Origin of the sequence: Halorubrum halophilum, from assembly GCF_000739595.1 — an archaeon.
GTDB classification, from domain to species: Archaea; Halobacteriota; Halobacteria; order Halobacteriales; family Haloferacaceae; genus Halorubrum; species Halorubrum halophilum.
Map to the genome: position 1 here is coordinate 111706 of NZ_BBJP01000005.1, position 13167 is coordinate 124872.

At 70.5% G+C, this 13167-nt stretch carries 19 protein-coding genes; 8 read left to right on the forward strand and 11 right to left on the reverse strand.

What is annotated here, in order from left to right; genetic code table 11:
* Nucleotides 1–103: 103 nt before the first annotated feature.
* On the forward strand, nt 104–658 hold the full coding sequence (locus ACP96_RS01870) for a GMP synthase subunit A (protein ID WP_050031895.1): 555 nt from the start codon (nt 104–106) through the stop codon (nt 656–658).
* Between the two features lie 10 nt (nt 659–668).
* Here the strand turns inward: ACP96_RS01870 and ACP96_RS01875 are convergent, their stop codons facing one another.
* From ACP96_RS01875 to ACP96_RS01905, 7 genes are all read right to left on the reverse strand, one after another.
* The gene (locus ACP96_RS01875; RefSeq protein WP_050031896.1) at nt 669–1094 is read right to left on the reverse strand and encodes a universal stress protein; all 426 of its coding nucleotides are present in this window, start codon (nt 1092–1094) and stop codon (nt 669–671) included.
* A 72-nt stretch (nt 1095–1166) separates the two neighbouring features.
* Nucleotides 1167–1364 (reverse strand): HVO_0649 family zinc finger protein, encoded by a 198-nt coding sequence (locus tag ACP96_RS01880; RefSeq protein ID WP_050026780.1) that lies wholly within the window; start codon nt 1362–1364, stop codon nt 1167–1169.
* 129 nt (nt 1365–1493) lie between these two features.
* Nucleotides 1494–1760 (reverse strand): DUF3194 domain-containing protein, encoded by a 267-nt coding sequence (locus tag ACP96_RS01885; RefSeq protein ID WP_050026783.1) that lies wholly within the window; start codon nt 1758–1760, stop codon nt 1494–1496.
* Between the two features lie 6 nt (nt 1761–1766).
* Entirely contained in the window at nt 1767–2150 is a 384-nt protein-coding gene (locus ACP96_RS01890; protein ID WP_050026785.1) for a prefoldin subunit beta, read from the reverse strand.
* A 114-nt stretch (nt 2151–2264) separates the two neighbouring features.
* Entirely contained in the window at nt 2265–2528 is a 264-nt protein-coding gene (locus ACP96_RS01895) for a KEOPS complex subunit Pcc1 (protein ID WP_050026795.1), read from the reverse strand.
* Between the two features lie 105 nt (nt 2529–2633).
* Entirely contained in the window at nt 2634–2768 is a 135-nt protein-coding gene (locus ACP96_RS01900) for a DNA-directed RNA polymerase subunit P (RefSeq protein WP_004049526.1), read from the reverse strand.
* 4 nt (nt 2769–2772) lie between these two features.
* Complete coding sequence (locus ACP96_RS01905; RefSeq protein ID WP_050026787.1) at nt 2773–3039, reverse strand: 50S ribosomal protein L37; 267 nt, start codon at nt 3037–3039, stop codon at nt 2773–2775.
* A gap of 627 nt (nt 3040–3666) precedes the next feature.
* On the opposite strand from ACP96_RS01905, the gene ACP96_RS01910 reads away from it, so the two are divergent.
* The 6 genes from ACP96_RS01910 to ACP96_RS01940 all read left to right on the forward strand — a co-directional run bounded on the left by ACP96_RS01910 (nt 3667) and on the right by ACP96_RS01940 (nt 9044).
* The gene (locus tag ACP96_RS01910; protein ID WP_050031897.1) at nt 3667–4602 is read left to right on the forward strand and encodes a sulfide-dependent adenosine diphosphate thiazole synthase; all 936 of its coding nucleotides are present in this window, start codon (nt 3667–3669) and stop codon (nt 4600–4602) included.
* Nucleotides 4603–4699: 97 nt separating this feature from the next.
* Nucleotides 4700–5188, forward strand: a complete 489-nt coding sequence (locus tag ACP96_RS01915) for a metal-dependent hydrolase (protein WP_050031898.1) — start codon at nt 4700–4702, stop codon at nt 5186–5188.
* A gap of 117 nt (nt 5189–5305) precedes the next feature.
* Nucleotides 5306–7063, forward strand: coding sequence for a pyruvate kinase (gene pyk, locus ACP96_RS01920; protein ID WP_050031900.1), 1758 nt, complete (start codon nt 5306–5308; stop codon nt 7061–7063).
* A gap of 70 nt (nt 7064–7133) precedes the next feature.
* The gene (locus ACP96_RS01925; RefSeq protein ID WP_050031901.1) at nt 7134–7400 is read left to right on the forward strand and encodes a DUF7312 domain-containing protein; all 267 of its coding nucleotides are present in this window, start codon (nt 7134–7136) and stop codon (nt 7398–7400) included.
* A 57-nt stretch (nt 7401–7457) separates the two neighbouring features.
* On the forward strand, nt 7458–8069 hold the full coding sequence (locus ACP96_RS01930; RefSeq protein WP_050031903.1) for a protease: 612 nt from the start codon (nt 7458–7460) through the stop codon (nt 8067–8069).
* A gap of 504 nt (nt 8070–8573) precedes the next feature.
* A complete protein-coding gene (locus ACP96_RS01940) occupies nt 8574–9044 on the forward strand; it encodes a Rieske (2Fe-2S) protein (protein ID WP_050031908.1) in 471 nt (156 codons plus the stop codon).
* 11 nt (nt 9045–9055) lie between these two features.
* On the opposite strand, the gene ACP96_RS01945 is transcribed toward ACP96_RS01940, so the two are convergent.
* Entirely contained in the window at nt 9056–9502 is a 447-nt protein-coding gene (locus tag ACP96_RS01945; protein WP_050024599.1) for a DUF5788 family protein, read from the reverse strand.
* A 124-nt stretch (nt 9503–9626) separates the two neighbouring features.
* Between ACP96_RS01945 and ACP96_RS01950 the strand changes: the two genes are divergently transcribed.
* Complete coding sequence (locus ACP96_RS01950; RefSeq protein WP_050031909.1) at nt 9627–10394, forward strand: YkgJ family cysteine cluster protein; 768 nt, start codon at nt 9627–9629, stop codon at nt 10392–10394.
* A 23-nt stretch (nt 10395–10417) separates the two neighbouring features.
* Here ACP96_RS01950 and ACP96_RS01955 read toward each other — a convergent pair whose 3' ends face one another.
* The 3 genes from ACP96_RS01955 to ACP96_RS01965 all read right to left on the reverse strand — a co-directional run.
* Nucleotides 10418–11323, reverse strand: a complete 906-nt coding sequence (locus ACP96_RS01955; protein ID WP_050031910.1) for a dihydrodipicolinate synthase family protein — start codon at nt 11321–11323, stop codon at nt 10418–10420.
* A 100-nt stretch (nt 11324–11423) separates the two neighbouring features.
* Nucleotides 11424–12521 carry a bactofilin family protein gene (locus ACP96_RS01960; RefSeq protein ID WP_050031911.1) on the reverse strand — a complete coding sequence of 366 codons (1098 nt, stop codon included), beginning with the start codon at nt 12519–12521 and terminating at the stop codon, nt 11424–11426.
* A 38-nt stretch (nt 12522–12559) separates the two neighbouring features.
* Nucleotides 12560–13167 (reverse strand): cytochrome P450 (locus ACP96_RS01965; protein WP_154020375.1); only part of this gene is annotated, 608 nt, incomplete at its 5' end.

The following is a 13167-nucleotide window of genomic DNA, read 5'->3' on the forward strand; positions in this document are numbered from 1 at the left end:
CGATCCACAGTTGTGTATTATCGGACGGTCGTAGCGTCCGAAACCACCACGATACTGCGCTCCGTTCCGAGCCGTTTTTGTGCGGGAGCCGCCAACCGGAGCCATGACCCGGATCGTCGTCATCGACCTCCACGGCCAGTTCACCCACCTCGAACGGCGGGCGCTCCGCGACGTGGGCGTCGACACCGAGATCGTCTCGGCGGACACGCCCCCCGCGGAGATCGACGCCGACGGGATCGTCCTCTCGGGCGGCCCCGACATGGACCGCGTCGGCAACGCTCCGGACTACCTCGACCTGGACGTTCCCGTGCTCGGGATCTGTCTGGGGATGCAGCTGATCGCGGTCGAGCGCGGCGGCGTGGTCGGCGGCGGCGACTACGGCGGCTACGCCGACGTCGACGTGGAGATCGTCGACGACGAGGACCCGCTCGTCGGCTCGCTGGCGCCCGAGACGCGCGTCTGGGCCTCCCACGCCGACGAGGTGACCGAGGTTCCCGAGGGGTTCGTTCGGACCGCCACCTCCGACGTCTGCGACGTGGAAGCGATGTCGAACGCCGACGCGGGGCTGTACGGCGTCCAGTGGCACCCCGAGGTCGCCCACACCGAGCGCGGCGAGGAAGTGTTCGAGAACTTCGTCGCGATCTGCGAGTCCGCGTAGGGGGCAGCGACTACTCTCCGATGTGCGCCGTCAACACCGGGAGCTCGCTGTGTCGCACGACCCGCTCGGCGACTGAGCCCGCGGTGACGAAGCGCCCGATACCGGTGCGGCCGTGGGTCCCCATCACGATCAGGTCGACCCCGTAGTCGGCCGCGGCGTCGAGGATCTCCTCGTGCGGGCGGCCGCGCCGGAGGTGACGCTCGGCCTCGATATCTCGCTCCGCGGCCGCTTCAGCGACCGCGTCGAGCGCGCGCTCGCCGCGCTCCTCCTCGCGTTCAACGACAAGGTCCCACTCGTCGGCGCCGGCGATCCCCTCGTCGACGACGAACAGCGCGTGGATCCGCGCGCCCGTCAGCGCGGCGAGGCCGCAGGCCTGCTCGATCGCGGCGTCGCTCCCGGCGCTCCCGTCGGTCGGACACAGGATCGCGTCGTACATGTCGGCCTGACCCACGAACCGGTGGGTGTTAACGGTTAGCGAGATATCGATCGAGCTCGGCCGACCCTCCCGTCAGAGCCGGTATCGGTGAACGCGCTCCGTCCCGCAGCTCGGGCACTCCCGGCGATACTCGACGGTCGCGCCGGTCGTCACCGCCTCCCAAGATCCCTCCTCGTCGACGAATCCGCACTCCTCGCAGGCGTGAGACCGCCTGTCGAGCCGCGCGCGGAGCCGATCGAACGCCGACGTGCCGCCGTAGCTGGATGACATATGGTACCAATACACAACAACATGATTAATAGGTATTGATCGGTCGGATCGCGGACAGAAACCGTGTTAGCGGCGCTCGCGTCGCTCTCCGTCTCGGTCAGCGTAACGGTCCGAAAAGTGCGCGCCGCCCTACGCCTCGAACAGCTCGTCGACCGCCTGTCCGGCGGTTTCGGCCGCCTCGTGGGCGACGGCGTCCGGATCGGGGTCGTCCGGGGCGTTCAGGTAGACGTCGACGTCGAGGACGCCCTCCTCGAACGTGACCGTCACGTCCAGATCGGTCACCGCCGACTGGTCGTAGTGGGCGAACACGACGCCCTCGGCCGCTTCCGCGGCCGTACGGACGACCTCGTCGTCCGCGGGCTCGGCAGTCGATCCGTCGCTCGGTTCGTCGGACATCGACGCTTACGCGCCGCCCGCGCCCGGACCGCCCGGACCCATCGGGCCGCCGCCGGCGCCGCCCTGGAGCATCTGCTGGAGCTCGTCCTGCAGGTCGTCGAACTGCTCTTGGACGCGCTCTTCCTGCGTTTCGAGCTGCTCGGCGCGGACTTCGAGGGAGTCGACCTTGTTCTCGAGGTCGTCGTAGGCGGACTCGTAGTCCGTCTCGACGAGGACTTCGCCGATCTCGCGGTACATTCCGGCGTCCTCGTCGACGTCTTCGAGGGCGTCGAGGGCCGTCTTGGACTCGTTGAGCGCAGACTGGGCCTGCTCCTTCTGCTCGGCGACCTGCTGTGCGGTCTCCTGTAGCTCCTGCAGCTCCTCGATCTTCTCCTGTGCCTCGGGCGGCATGTTCCCTTGCATGGGCGCAACGAGGCGTCCCGGACGGAAAAACCCCCGACTTCTCCGACGACGACCGATTCGGCGCGCACAGAGCTAGAGAGGCGAGAAAACGCCGTGTCGGAGCTACTCTCGACGGCGATCCGAGCCGACGCGCTCGGCGACCTCGACGAGCCGCGACCAGCTGTTGATCCCGGCGCGGAGGGCGACGAGGTCGTCAGCGACGACACGAACCCTGACCGCGTCGCCGTCGCGGGAGACGGTCGCGGCGGAGCGGGCGTCGTCGATCTCGCCGACTTCGGGGTCGAGCGCGTCGCCGACGAGGCGCGCGCGCCGCTCGGAGGGGTAGCGGAACGAGAGGACCGTCTCGTGCGCACGGTCGCCGGTCACGGTGGCGGGATCGGAAGTCACGGTGAGAGATCGGAAGCCACGGTGGCGGGATCGGAAGTCACGGTGCGAGATCGGAAGCCACGGTGACGGGATCGGAACGCGGGGTTACTCGACGTTGACTTCCTTCACGTCGCCGCCGCGCTCCTTCAGGAGGACGCGGTGGCCGCAGTACGGGCAGCGCACGCCGCCGTACTCGTCGAGGGTGACGTCGCGCTTACAGCGGGAGCACTTGTAGCTCATCGCCTTACTCCTCGTCGGCGAGCGCGGCGCGGATGGAGCGGCGGACGGTGCGACCGCCGGGCGTCTCGGGGCGGTACGCGCCGCCGGTGAACGTCTCGCCGGTCTCCTCGTTGACCCAGATGCCGGTACCCTTGCGCTTGACGTCGTCGCCGTCGACGGTGGCGTTCTGCATTTCCTCTTCGATGTCCTGGACCCGCTTGCGGGAGACCCGGCCGTATCGGGCGCCGAATCGGCCCGCGCTGCCGGTGCTTCGTGCCTTGTCCTCAGCCATAGTAGACACGTCTACCGTCAGCGCAGGTAAAAAGGCTGCGAGTCGGGGGCGTCAGAGGTGACCGACGGGTCGATCGAGTCCGAGGCGCGGGATCCGCGACGGAGCGACTGCGACGCGACAGGTAAATATGCGATCGCGGTGGCGAGCGTCGCTTATAAATGAACGCGGCGGTGGCGTGCCGGCGAGCGCCCTGATAAGGGCGCGAGCCGACCGCGAGGGAGTCAGTCGCCCGAAGCAACGCGAAGGGCGACTGACGAGGCTGGGGAGGTCTGAGGCTGCGGTGCTGTGCGGTTGCGGGCGGGTGGGACTCAAAGGGGCAGCCGGGAAGCCGACGTAGGCGACGCAAGCACCGCAATGAGGGAGCGGTAGCGACCGAGTGAGGAGCGCAGCGAGCGTACATCGGCTTCCCGGCTGGGGCTTTGGGAGTGTCCGTCGTCGAGATACCGATCTCGTACTGCCGAGCGACTGGGGCTTTGGAGGCGTTAGTCGTCGATCGGCAGTCAGCAACGTGTAGCCGAGGGCTGAGGCTGTGGCGGTGTTCGCCGCTGGTTCGCTGTGAGCTATTTATAAACACGGCCGCGTATCGACCGCAACGCCTTTCACTACTTGGTAATACTACTTGGTTGTATGCACGGATTCGACGGCTTCGCGGACGTGAGCGAGACTGATGTAACAAAAGCGATCGGCAACGAGTGGACCGACGGGTTCCTTGACTACACGGATTCGGAAGTGATCATCCTCGGCGGCGGCCCGTCCGGGCTGATGGCGGCCAAGGAGCTGGCCGAGCGCGGCGTGAAGGTGATGATCGTCGAGAAGAACAACTACCTCGGCGGCGGGTTCTGGCTCGGCGGGTTCCTGATGAACACGGTGACGGTCCGCGATCCGGCACAGGAGATTCTCGACGACCTCGATGTCGACTACGAGCCGGTCGACGACGTTGACGGGCTCTACACCGCCGCCGGCCCCGAGGCCTGCTCCGGGTTGATCAAGGCGGCCTGCGACGCCGGCGCGCGCGTGCAGAACATGACCGAGTTCACCGATCTGGTCGTCCGCGAGGACCACCGCGTCGGCGGAATCGTGATGAACTGGACGCCGGTCCACGCGCTCCCGCGCGAGATCACCTGTGTCGACCCCATCGCGGTCGAGTCCGACCTCGTGATCGACGCGACCGGCCACGACGCGGTCGCGATCAGCAAGCTCGACGAGCGCGGCGTCCTCTCCGCGCCCGGCATCGAGCACGCGAAGGAGCACAACACCGGAATGGACCAGACCGGCGACGGCGAGTACGGCGCCCCCGGCCACGACTCGCCCGGCCACGACTCGATGTGGGTCGGCGAGAGCGAGGACGCCGTCGTCGAGCACACGGGCGTCGTCCACGACGGCCTGATCGCCTCCGGGATGGCGGTCGCGACGGCCCACGGTCTCCCGCGGATGGGACCGACCTTCGGCGCCATGCTCGTCTCCGGGAAGCGCGCCGCGCAGGCCGCCCTCGACGAGCTCGGCGTCGACGGCCCCGAGGTCCGACTCTCCGCGGGCGACGCTCCGGCGCCGGCAGACGACTGAGGCCGCGCTCCGCGGTCGACGGCTCCCCCGATTCCCCGCTGACGCCTCTCTCCCCTCCCCCGACGGATTTTTCACCGGCTTCCCCCGAGCGTTTTCCATGTACTGGCGGGGCCACGTCGGGATCGCGCTGCTCGCGTACGCGCCGGTCGCTGGCGCGGTCCGAGTCGCCGGCGAGCCCGGACTGGCGGCACTCGGCGCCGCGGTCGCCGTCGCGTTCTCGACGCTCCCTGACCTCGACCACCGGCTGCCGGTCGCGCACCGCGGCCCGACGCACACGGTCGCGTTCGCGTTGGCGGCGGGCGCGTTCGTCGCACTCGCGGCCGCGGTCGCGGTCGTCCCCTCTGCGGGCCCTGACACCGCCCTCCCGCCGTGGGCTCCGGGCTTCGTCGGGAGCGTCGCGACCCTCTCCCTCTGCTCGCACGTCGCCGGCGACGCGATCACGCCGATGGGGATCTGGCCGCTTCGTCCCCTCTCGGAGCGGCACGTCACGTTCGACCTGACGCCGGCCGCGAACCCCCGCGCGAACCGGCTGTTCCTCGGGGTCGGCGTCGCCGCCCTCGCGCTGTCGGTCTCGCTTACGCCCTGAGCCGTCGCTTCGAGTCGTCGTCCGCGACGCCCGAGGCCGGGCGAAACCATCACGAACGTTCACTCGGTGGCGACTCAACCGTGTGGCTTTTTCCGCCCCTGCGCCGAATCCGGCGACATGCGAAACGCCAAGATCGTTTGTACGATCGGTCCCGCGTCGGACGACCGGGACGCGATCCGCGACCTCGCCGACGCGGGGATGTCCGTCGTCCGGCTGAACGCCAGCCACGGGACGACGGCCCACCGCGAGGAGGTCATCGAACGCGCGCGCGCCGTCGACGACGAGACCGACGACCCCCTCGCGGTGATGGTCGACCTGAAGGGCCCGGAGGTCCGGACCGCCGAGCTCGACGAGCCGATCCAGCTCACGACCGGGTCCGAGGTGACCTTCGTCGAGGGTGACGACGCCACGCCCGAACGCGTCGGCCTCACCCACTCGATCGGGGCCGCCGGGCCGGGCGACACCGTCCTCCTCGACGACGGCCGGATCGAGTGTCGGGTCGAGCGCGTCGACGGCGAGTCCGTGGTCGCCACCGTCGTCTCCGGCGGGAAGCTCAGCTCGCGGAAGGGCGTCAACCTCCCCGGCGTCGCCATCGACGTGGACCTCATCACCCCCGAGGACGAGGCCGAACTCGACCTCGCGGCGCGGACGAACGCCGACTTCGTCGCGGCCTCCTTCGTGCGCGACGCCGAGGACGTCTATCAGATCGCGGACGCGCTGGAGGCGCGCGGCGGCGACGACATCCCGATCGTCGCGAAGATCGAGCGCGCTGGCGCGGTCGAGAACCTCGACGGGATCGTCGACGCCGCCGACGGCGTGATGGTCGCGCGCGGCGACCTCGGCGTCGAATGTCCCCTCGAAGACGTCCCCGTCATCCAAAAGCGGATCATCCGCAAGTGCGTCAACGCGGGCGTTCCCGTCATCACGGCGACGGAGATGCTCGACTCGATGGTCTCCTCCCGCCGGCCGACCCGCGCGGAGGCGTCCGACGTGGCGAACGCGGTCCTCGACGGGACCGACGCCGTGATGCTGTCCGGCGAGACCGCCATCGGCGACGACCCCGTCAACGTCGTGGAGACGATGGACCGGATCGTCCGAGAGATCGAGTCGAGCGACGAGTACGCGGAGACGCGCGAACAGCGCGTCCCGACCGCCGCGGAGGGCTCGCGGACCGAGGCGCTGGCCCGGTCCGCGCGCTACCTCGCGCGCGACATCGGCGCCTCCACGGTGGTCGCCGTCTCGGAGTCCGGCTTCACCGCCCGCAAGACGGCGATGTTCCGACCCGGCGTCCCCGTGGTCGCGACCACGCCGAACGACCGCGTCCGGCGGCAGCTCGCGCTCTCGTGGGGCGTTCGTCCCGTGCTGACCGAGTACGCCAACGACATGGAGTCGATCCTCGACAACGCGGTCGACGCCGCGCTCGACCGCGGCGGGGCGAAGTCGGGCGACACCCTCGTCGTGCTCTCCGGCATGCTGACCGAGTTCGAGGGAACGAACACGACGAACACGCTCAAGGTCCACGTCGCCGCCGAGACGCTCGTGACCGGCAAGGCGGTCGTCGCCGGCCGCGTCGCGGCCCCGGTGTACCGAACCGCCGACGGCGACCTGAGCGAGGTCCCCGAGGGGTCGGTCGTCGCGCTCGGGCCGAGCTTCGAGGGCGAGTTCTCGGGCGACCTCGACGCGGTGGCCGGGATCATCGACGCCCGCGAGGGGATGACGGGATACCCGGCCGTGGTCGCCCGCGAACTCGGCGTCCCGATGGTCTCTGGCGCGCGTCTGCCGGAACGCGTGACCGACGGGAGCGTAGTGACGCTCGACGGCGAGCGCGGCGTCGTCTACGACGGAGACGTGATCGCGGCGGCGCGGAAGCGGTAGGCGGCGCGCGCTCGTTTCGCCACCGTCCCCACCCGCCAGCCATTTACTGCTGACCTACCTACTCGCGGGTATGAGCAGCGACGGCGGCCGCGACGGCGGGAACCGCGACGACGTGCGGAGCCGGGCGAACGAGACCCGCCCGGACGACGACAGCGAGGGCAACGACGAGAGCGAGTGGCGGTTCGGCGTCGACGACGTGGGGCCGGACGGCGTCGTCGAGGACACCCACACGCCCGAGACGGAGCCGATCGAGCCCGGATCGATCGACCCCGTGCACGCCGCCTTCGTCGCGTTGGGAGTCGCGCTCACGATCGGCGTCCTCTTCGTCGGGTTCTGATCGGTCGGCGACTCGTCCCGCACCACCACTTATCCCTTCACAGCCGTACGTCCGGACATGGACGTGCTCGCGCAGTCCGGACTCCTCGCTCCGGACACGCTCCCCCTGCTGCTGTTGACGGCCGGGCTGCTGCTCTCGATGGCGGAGGCGCTGGCTCCGGGCGCGAACTTCATCGTGGTCGGTATCGCGCTGATCGGCGCGGGGCTCGGCGGCCTCCTCCTCACGTCGCTCGGGATCGTTGGCGCGGGGCTGACCTTGGTCATGGCGCTCCTGACGCTCGTGTTCGGCGCGGCGGCCTTCTACGGCTACCACGAGTTCGACCTGTACGGCGGGAAGGGCCAACGGCAGACGAGCGACAGCGACTCCCTAAAAGGGAAAACCGGCGTCGTCACCGAAGCGGTGACCACCGACGGCGGCGAGGTGAAGCTCTCCGGCGGCGGGTTCAACCCCCACTACGCCGCGCGCTCGATCGAGGGCACGATCGAGGAGGGCGAGGAGGTGATGGTGGTCGACCCCGGCGGCGGCAACGTCGTCACCGTGGAGTCGATGGGGTACGTCGAGGACGACATCGACAAGGAACTCGCCGCGGACAGGGCGCGGAAGGACGCGCAGGAGGTCGAAGCGACCGCGGACGACGACGAGCGAGAGACCGAGACCGAACGCGAGTGATCGCGACGGCGACAGCTATCCAGTATTTAAACGTCTGAGCGACGGCGACGACATCTTATAAATCGACTGCGGTGGCGCGCGCCTCCGAGCGGCCGTTTTTAAACGGCCGCGAGGAGCGCCGCGCGAGGGACGCGGCGAGCGCTGACAAGCGCGAGCCGCGAGGCTGGGGAGGCGTGAGGTGCGGGGCGGTGCTGTGCGGGGAGGGACTCAAAGGGGCAGCCGGCGAGGCGGGCGCAGGCGTTCACGAGAGCGAAGCTCTCGTGAGCCAATCAGAACGCTCCGCGTTCTGATGACGACGTAAGGACCGCAAGGAGGGAGCGGTAGCGACCGACTGAGGACCGCAGCGAGCGTGCGTCCGCCTCGCCGGCTGGGGCTTTGAAGGTATTCGCCGCCGATTTGTCAGCAATCGCTTATAAATGAGCGGCTGGGGCTTTGGGGGTTTTCACGATATCCTGCGCTATCGATCATCGATCAGTTAAAACGCGCCGCTAGTCACGGATACGTATGGACGCGGATCGTCGGATCGCCGCCGTCGAGGAGGTTCCCGGGGACAGCACGCTGCTCGTGACGTTGCGGCCGGTCGACGCCGACGCGGTCGACGACGGCGAGGGCGACGTGGGCGAGGCCGAGGACGGCACCCCCGAGGCCGAGGCGATCCTCACCCGGGCGGCCGGCGAGGTGCGCGCGTTCCGCAACTACTGCCAGCACTGGACCGACGTGCGCCTCGACAAAGACGACGGGGCGTTCGTCCGGGACGGCGAGGTGTTCTGCCAGAAGCACGGCGCGACCTTCGAGGCCGACGGCGGCTACTGCAACTTCGGCCCCTGCGAGGGGGCGGTCTTGGAGTCGGTCGACGTGACCGTCGAGGGCGACGCGGTGTACCTCGCCGACGACGCCTACGATTTCGTCCGGCTCGGCCACGCGACCCGCGACGACGACGCCGGGGACTCGCGGATCGACTTCACGGGGAATTAGACCCGAGAGAGTCAGAACCGCGTCCGACCGCCCGCCCCGCCCGCGTCGTCTCGACCGAGCGCCTTCTTCAGGAAGCTCATCCAGCGCTTCTGGTCGGCCGCCTCCTGCCGTTTCGCCTCCGTCTCCGGGTCGGGCGCGTCGAGGCCCTCCAGAGCGTCGAGCGCGCGGTCGATCCCGATGATCGAGGCCGCCAGCTCCTCGCCGCGGTCGTAGCTCACCTCGTTCTCCTCGATGGGTTCGAGCCGCTCCAAGCGCTCGCGCCGGAGGTTCCGCTTCGCCCGCTCGACCCGGTCGCGCTCGCCGGGCGGGACCGTGTCGCGGCGTTTGATCTCGAAGACGAACGACTGCAGTTCGATCGCCTCCCCTTGGATCTCGATCTCCTCGGGGATGTTCGCGCCCACCGTCGCCGCCTCGCGGTTGACGCGTTCGAGGAGCCCCTTCCGCTCGTACTCCTTCACGTTCACTCGATAGGGGGCGGTCGCACTTCGCTCCTTCGCCCGGGACGTGCAGATGCGAGCCCACGCACCGCCAGCGCGACTCCCGAAGGGACGCCGTTAACCCGACCGCGCCGCAAGCGATCCCATGGAATCGCTCGAAGCCGAGCTCGAACGCGCCCGCGACCTCGACGCCGACGAGCTCGCCGACGCCATTGAGTCGATCGGCTTCGAGTGCACGCGCTGCGGCGGCTGCTGTACGGGGTACGCGCCCGACGAACCCGGCGGCGCGCCGGTGGGGGAGGGCACAGACGACCCCGACACCGACTGCCACGGCGGCGGCCCTGACGACCGCGAGCCCCACACGGCCACCGTCTTCCCGGACGAGGTCCGCGCGGTCGCCGACGCCGCCGAGAGCGAGTACGGCGAGTCGTACGACTGGCGCGACGTTGCCCGCCCCATGCCCTTCGGTCTCTCCGAAGGCAAGGACGGCGAGCCCGCCGGCGAGACGTTCGAGTGGGCGCTCGCGACCGACGACTGCGGCGACTGCACCTTCTACGAGGAGACGGACGGACAGGGGGCCTGTACCGTCCACGACGCCCGACCGCTCATCTGTCGGACCTACCCGTTCAGCGTCGCGCTCGACGGGACGAGCCAGCCGATGGGCGAGGCGGTCGACGCCGAGGGCGTCGTCCGCGCCCACGAGTGCGAGGGGCTCGGCCGCGATATCTCCCGCGCGGACGCCGAGGAACTGGCCGCGTCGCTCAAGGAGCGCGCGGTCCGCGAACTGGAGGAGGCGATCGGCGTGCGCGACGGCTACGACCCGACGGCCGCCGAGCGCGCCGCGGGCGACGCGGTCGTCTTCGACTCCGAGGGACCGAAGGAGGCCGACGGGACGCCGATCGACGGGGACTGAGCCCAAGACCGCGTCCGACGGTTTTAAACGACTTCCAGCGCCGCGTCGACGTCGTCGGCGATCGCCTCGCGGCCCGCCGCGTCGGGGAGCGTGAGCGGCGGCCGAACCCGCGGGTCCGGGATGAATCCGCGGTGCCCGGCCGCGACCTTCGCGGCGGGCGCGAAGCCGTGCTCGGCGCACCGGGCGAACAGCGGGGCGATCGCCTCCCGGTGGAGCGCCAGCGCGCGGTCGTCGTCGCCGGCGCGGAGCGCCTCGCCGAGCGCGACGTACGCCTCGGGGATCACCTGCGAGAGCGCGTTGATCCCGCCGTCGACGCCGAGCGACGCGGTCGGATAGAGCTGGGCGTCGACGCCCTGATAGACGGTGTAGGAGTCGGGGGTTCGGCGGAGCGCGGCGTCGATTCCGGTGAGGTCGCCGGACGTGTCTTTCAGTCCGACGACCGAGTCGTGTCCGGCGAGGTCCGCGACGACGCCGGGGTCAATCGACTCGCCGACCGTCGCCGGGATGTCGTACAGGTAGATCGGGAGGGGAGAATCGTCGGCGACCCGCTCGAAGAAGGCCCGCTGTCCGTCGGGATCCGTCGAGGTGTGGAAATACGGGAGCGTGATGAGCCCCGCGTCGGCGCCCGCCTCCGCGGCGAACCGGAGGCGGGCGAGCACGCCGGAGACGCTCGTGTCCGCCGCGCCGGCGATCACGGGAATGCGGCCGTCGGCCGCCTCGACGACGGTCTCGATCACCGTTCGACGCTCCTCGTCGGTGAGGCTGGCGAACTCGCCGGTCGTCCCGCAGGGGACGACCCCGTCGAGGCCGGCGTCGACGAGCGTTTCGACGTGGTTCGCGAGCGCGTGAGTGTCGACGCCGCCGTCGGCGTCGAACGGCGTCACAATCGGGGACGAGACGGCACCGTACTGAAACGCCGGAGCGTTCATGCGTGTCGGTTCGACGGGCCGCGAGAAAGCTCTTGGTCCGGTGGCGGCAGTTGCCGGAGGCGATCGCGCGAGTTCGGATCGGGTCGGTTGAGAGCAGCCGTCAGTCCACCTCGACCGGGTCGCCGTCGGAGGCGATCGGGTCGTTCCGACCCCGATACCGGTCCCGGAGCCCGAGCGCGAGCGCGCCGAGTCCGAGCAGGAGGACGAGCAGGTCGACGAGCCCGCCGACCCACGGGATCAGCCCGATAAGGGCGACGCCGACGACGCCGAGCAGGAGCGCGACCCACCGGTTCGGTCTGTCGAGCCGATCGAGCACCCACGAGCCGAGGGCGTACCGGCCGTACACGGAGCCGACCCAGAGCGCGACGACGTAGGCCGCGATCCCGGCGAGCGCCAGCGGGAGCCCGACGATCGTGATCGCCACGAGGACGAGGGAGATCGGGATGACGATCAGCGCGAGGAGCCCGACTCCGCCGCTGACGAGGGGGCCGCCGCCGACGCGGTCCGCGACGCCCCGGGAGAACCGCGGGAACGCGAGTAGGAGGACCGCGCCCAGTGCGAGGTTGACGGCGACGCCGTACGCGGGTCCGACCCACGACGGTACCGGGTCCATCCCGAAGCCGACTCCGGTGTCGCCGCCGAGGCTCGCGTCTTCGACGACCCCGCCGGCGACGGTCGCGTCCGGGCTCCGGGTGAACGTCTCGGCGTCGTACCGGAACTCGCCGCCGACGTCCGCGTCGGGGCCGAGGACGACCGAGTCGGCGGCCGCGCGAACGTCCCCGCCGACCGCGCCGTCGACGGTGATCGAGCCCGCGCCGGCGTCGAGCGAGCCGTCGATTCGACCCGTCTCCGTCAGCTCGAAGGAGCCGGCGCCGACCTCCGCGTCCCCGCCGACCGCGCCGTCGACGACAACGGTCCCGGCGGCGACCTGGACGTTCCCGTCGACCCGGCCCGTCTCCGCGATCCGGATCGAGCCGGCCACGCCGGAGAGGTCGCCCTCGACGGTGCCGCGGACGACGATCGTGCCGGCCGCGCCCTCGACGCTGTCGACGGTCTCCCCCTCGTCGACGACGATGGAACCGGAGGCGCCCTGAACGGACTGGGCCGTGGCGAGCCCCGTCGCGAGCGGCGAGAGGAGCGCCGCGATCGCGAGCGTGACGGCGATGCGACGGCGAGTGCTGCTGTCTGAGAGGACCATACTCGGGGAATCAGTGTCGAAGTACATATGTTTGTTTGTCAACTGGTGTCGATCGGTTCGTCCGGGCTGAGCGACTCGTCTCGCGTGCGAACGCGCACGCGTATCGGGCCGGCCGGTCGGGTGTTCGCGCTCGCCCGCACCGACAGCTCCGCCGTCGCCGGCTCCAGCCGCACCCGCCGGAGCAGCGTCCCGATCGCGAGGCGAAGCTCCTGTCGCGCGAAGCGCATCCCGATGCAGTGGCGCGGCCCCCCGCCGAACGGGAAGAAGGCGTGTTCGGGGCGCTCCCCCACCGCCGGTCCGGGGCGGTCGTCGCCGTGAACGACCTCGCCGTCCTCGGCCTCGCGGAGCCAGCGCTCGGGGCGGTAGGTCTCGGGCCTGTCCCACCAGCGCCCGTCGCGGTGGACCGCCCACGGGGAGAGCGTGAGCACGACGCCGGCCGGGACGCGGTACCCGCCGAGCGAAACCGGCTCGGTCGGCTCCCTGAAGAAGGAGTGAACCGGCGGGGACAGACGGGGGGCCCCCCCGACCCCCCCGGGCCGCGCGGGGCAGGCGCGGGGGGGAGCGGGGGGCGGGGCCCCCCCCCGGCGCGGGATCTCCCCGGGGAACCCCCCTTTGGAATCCGGGGGGGCGGGGGGGCAGGAGAGCG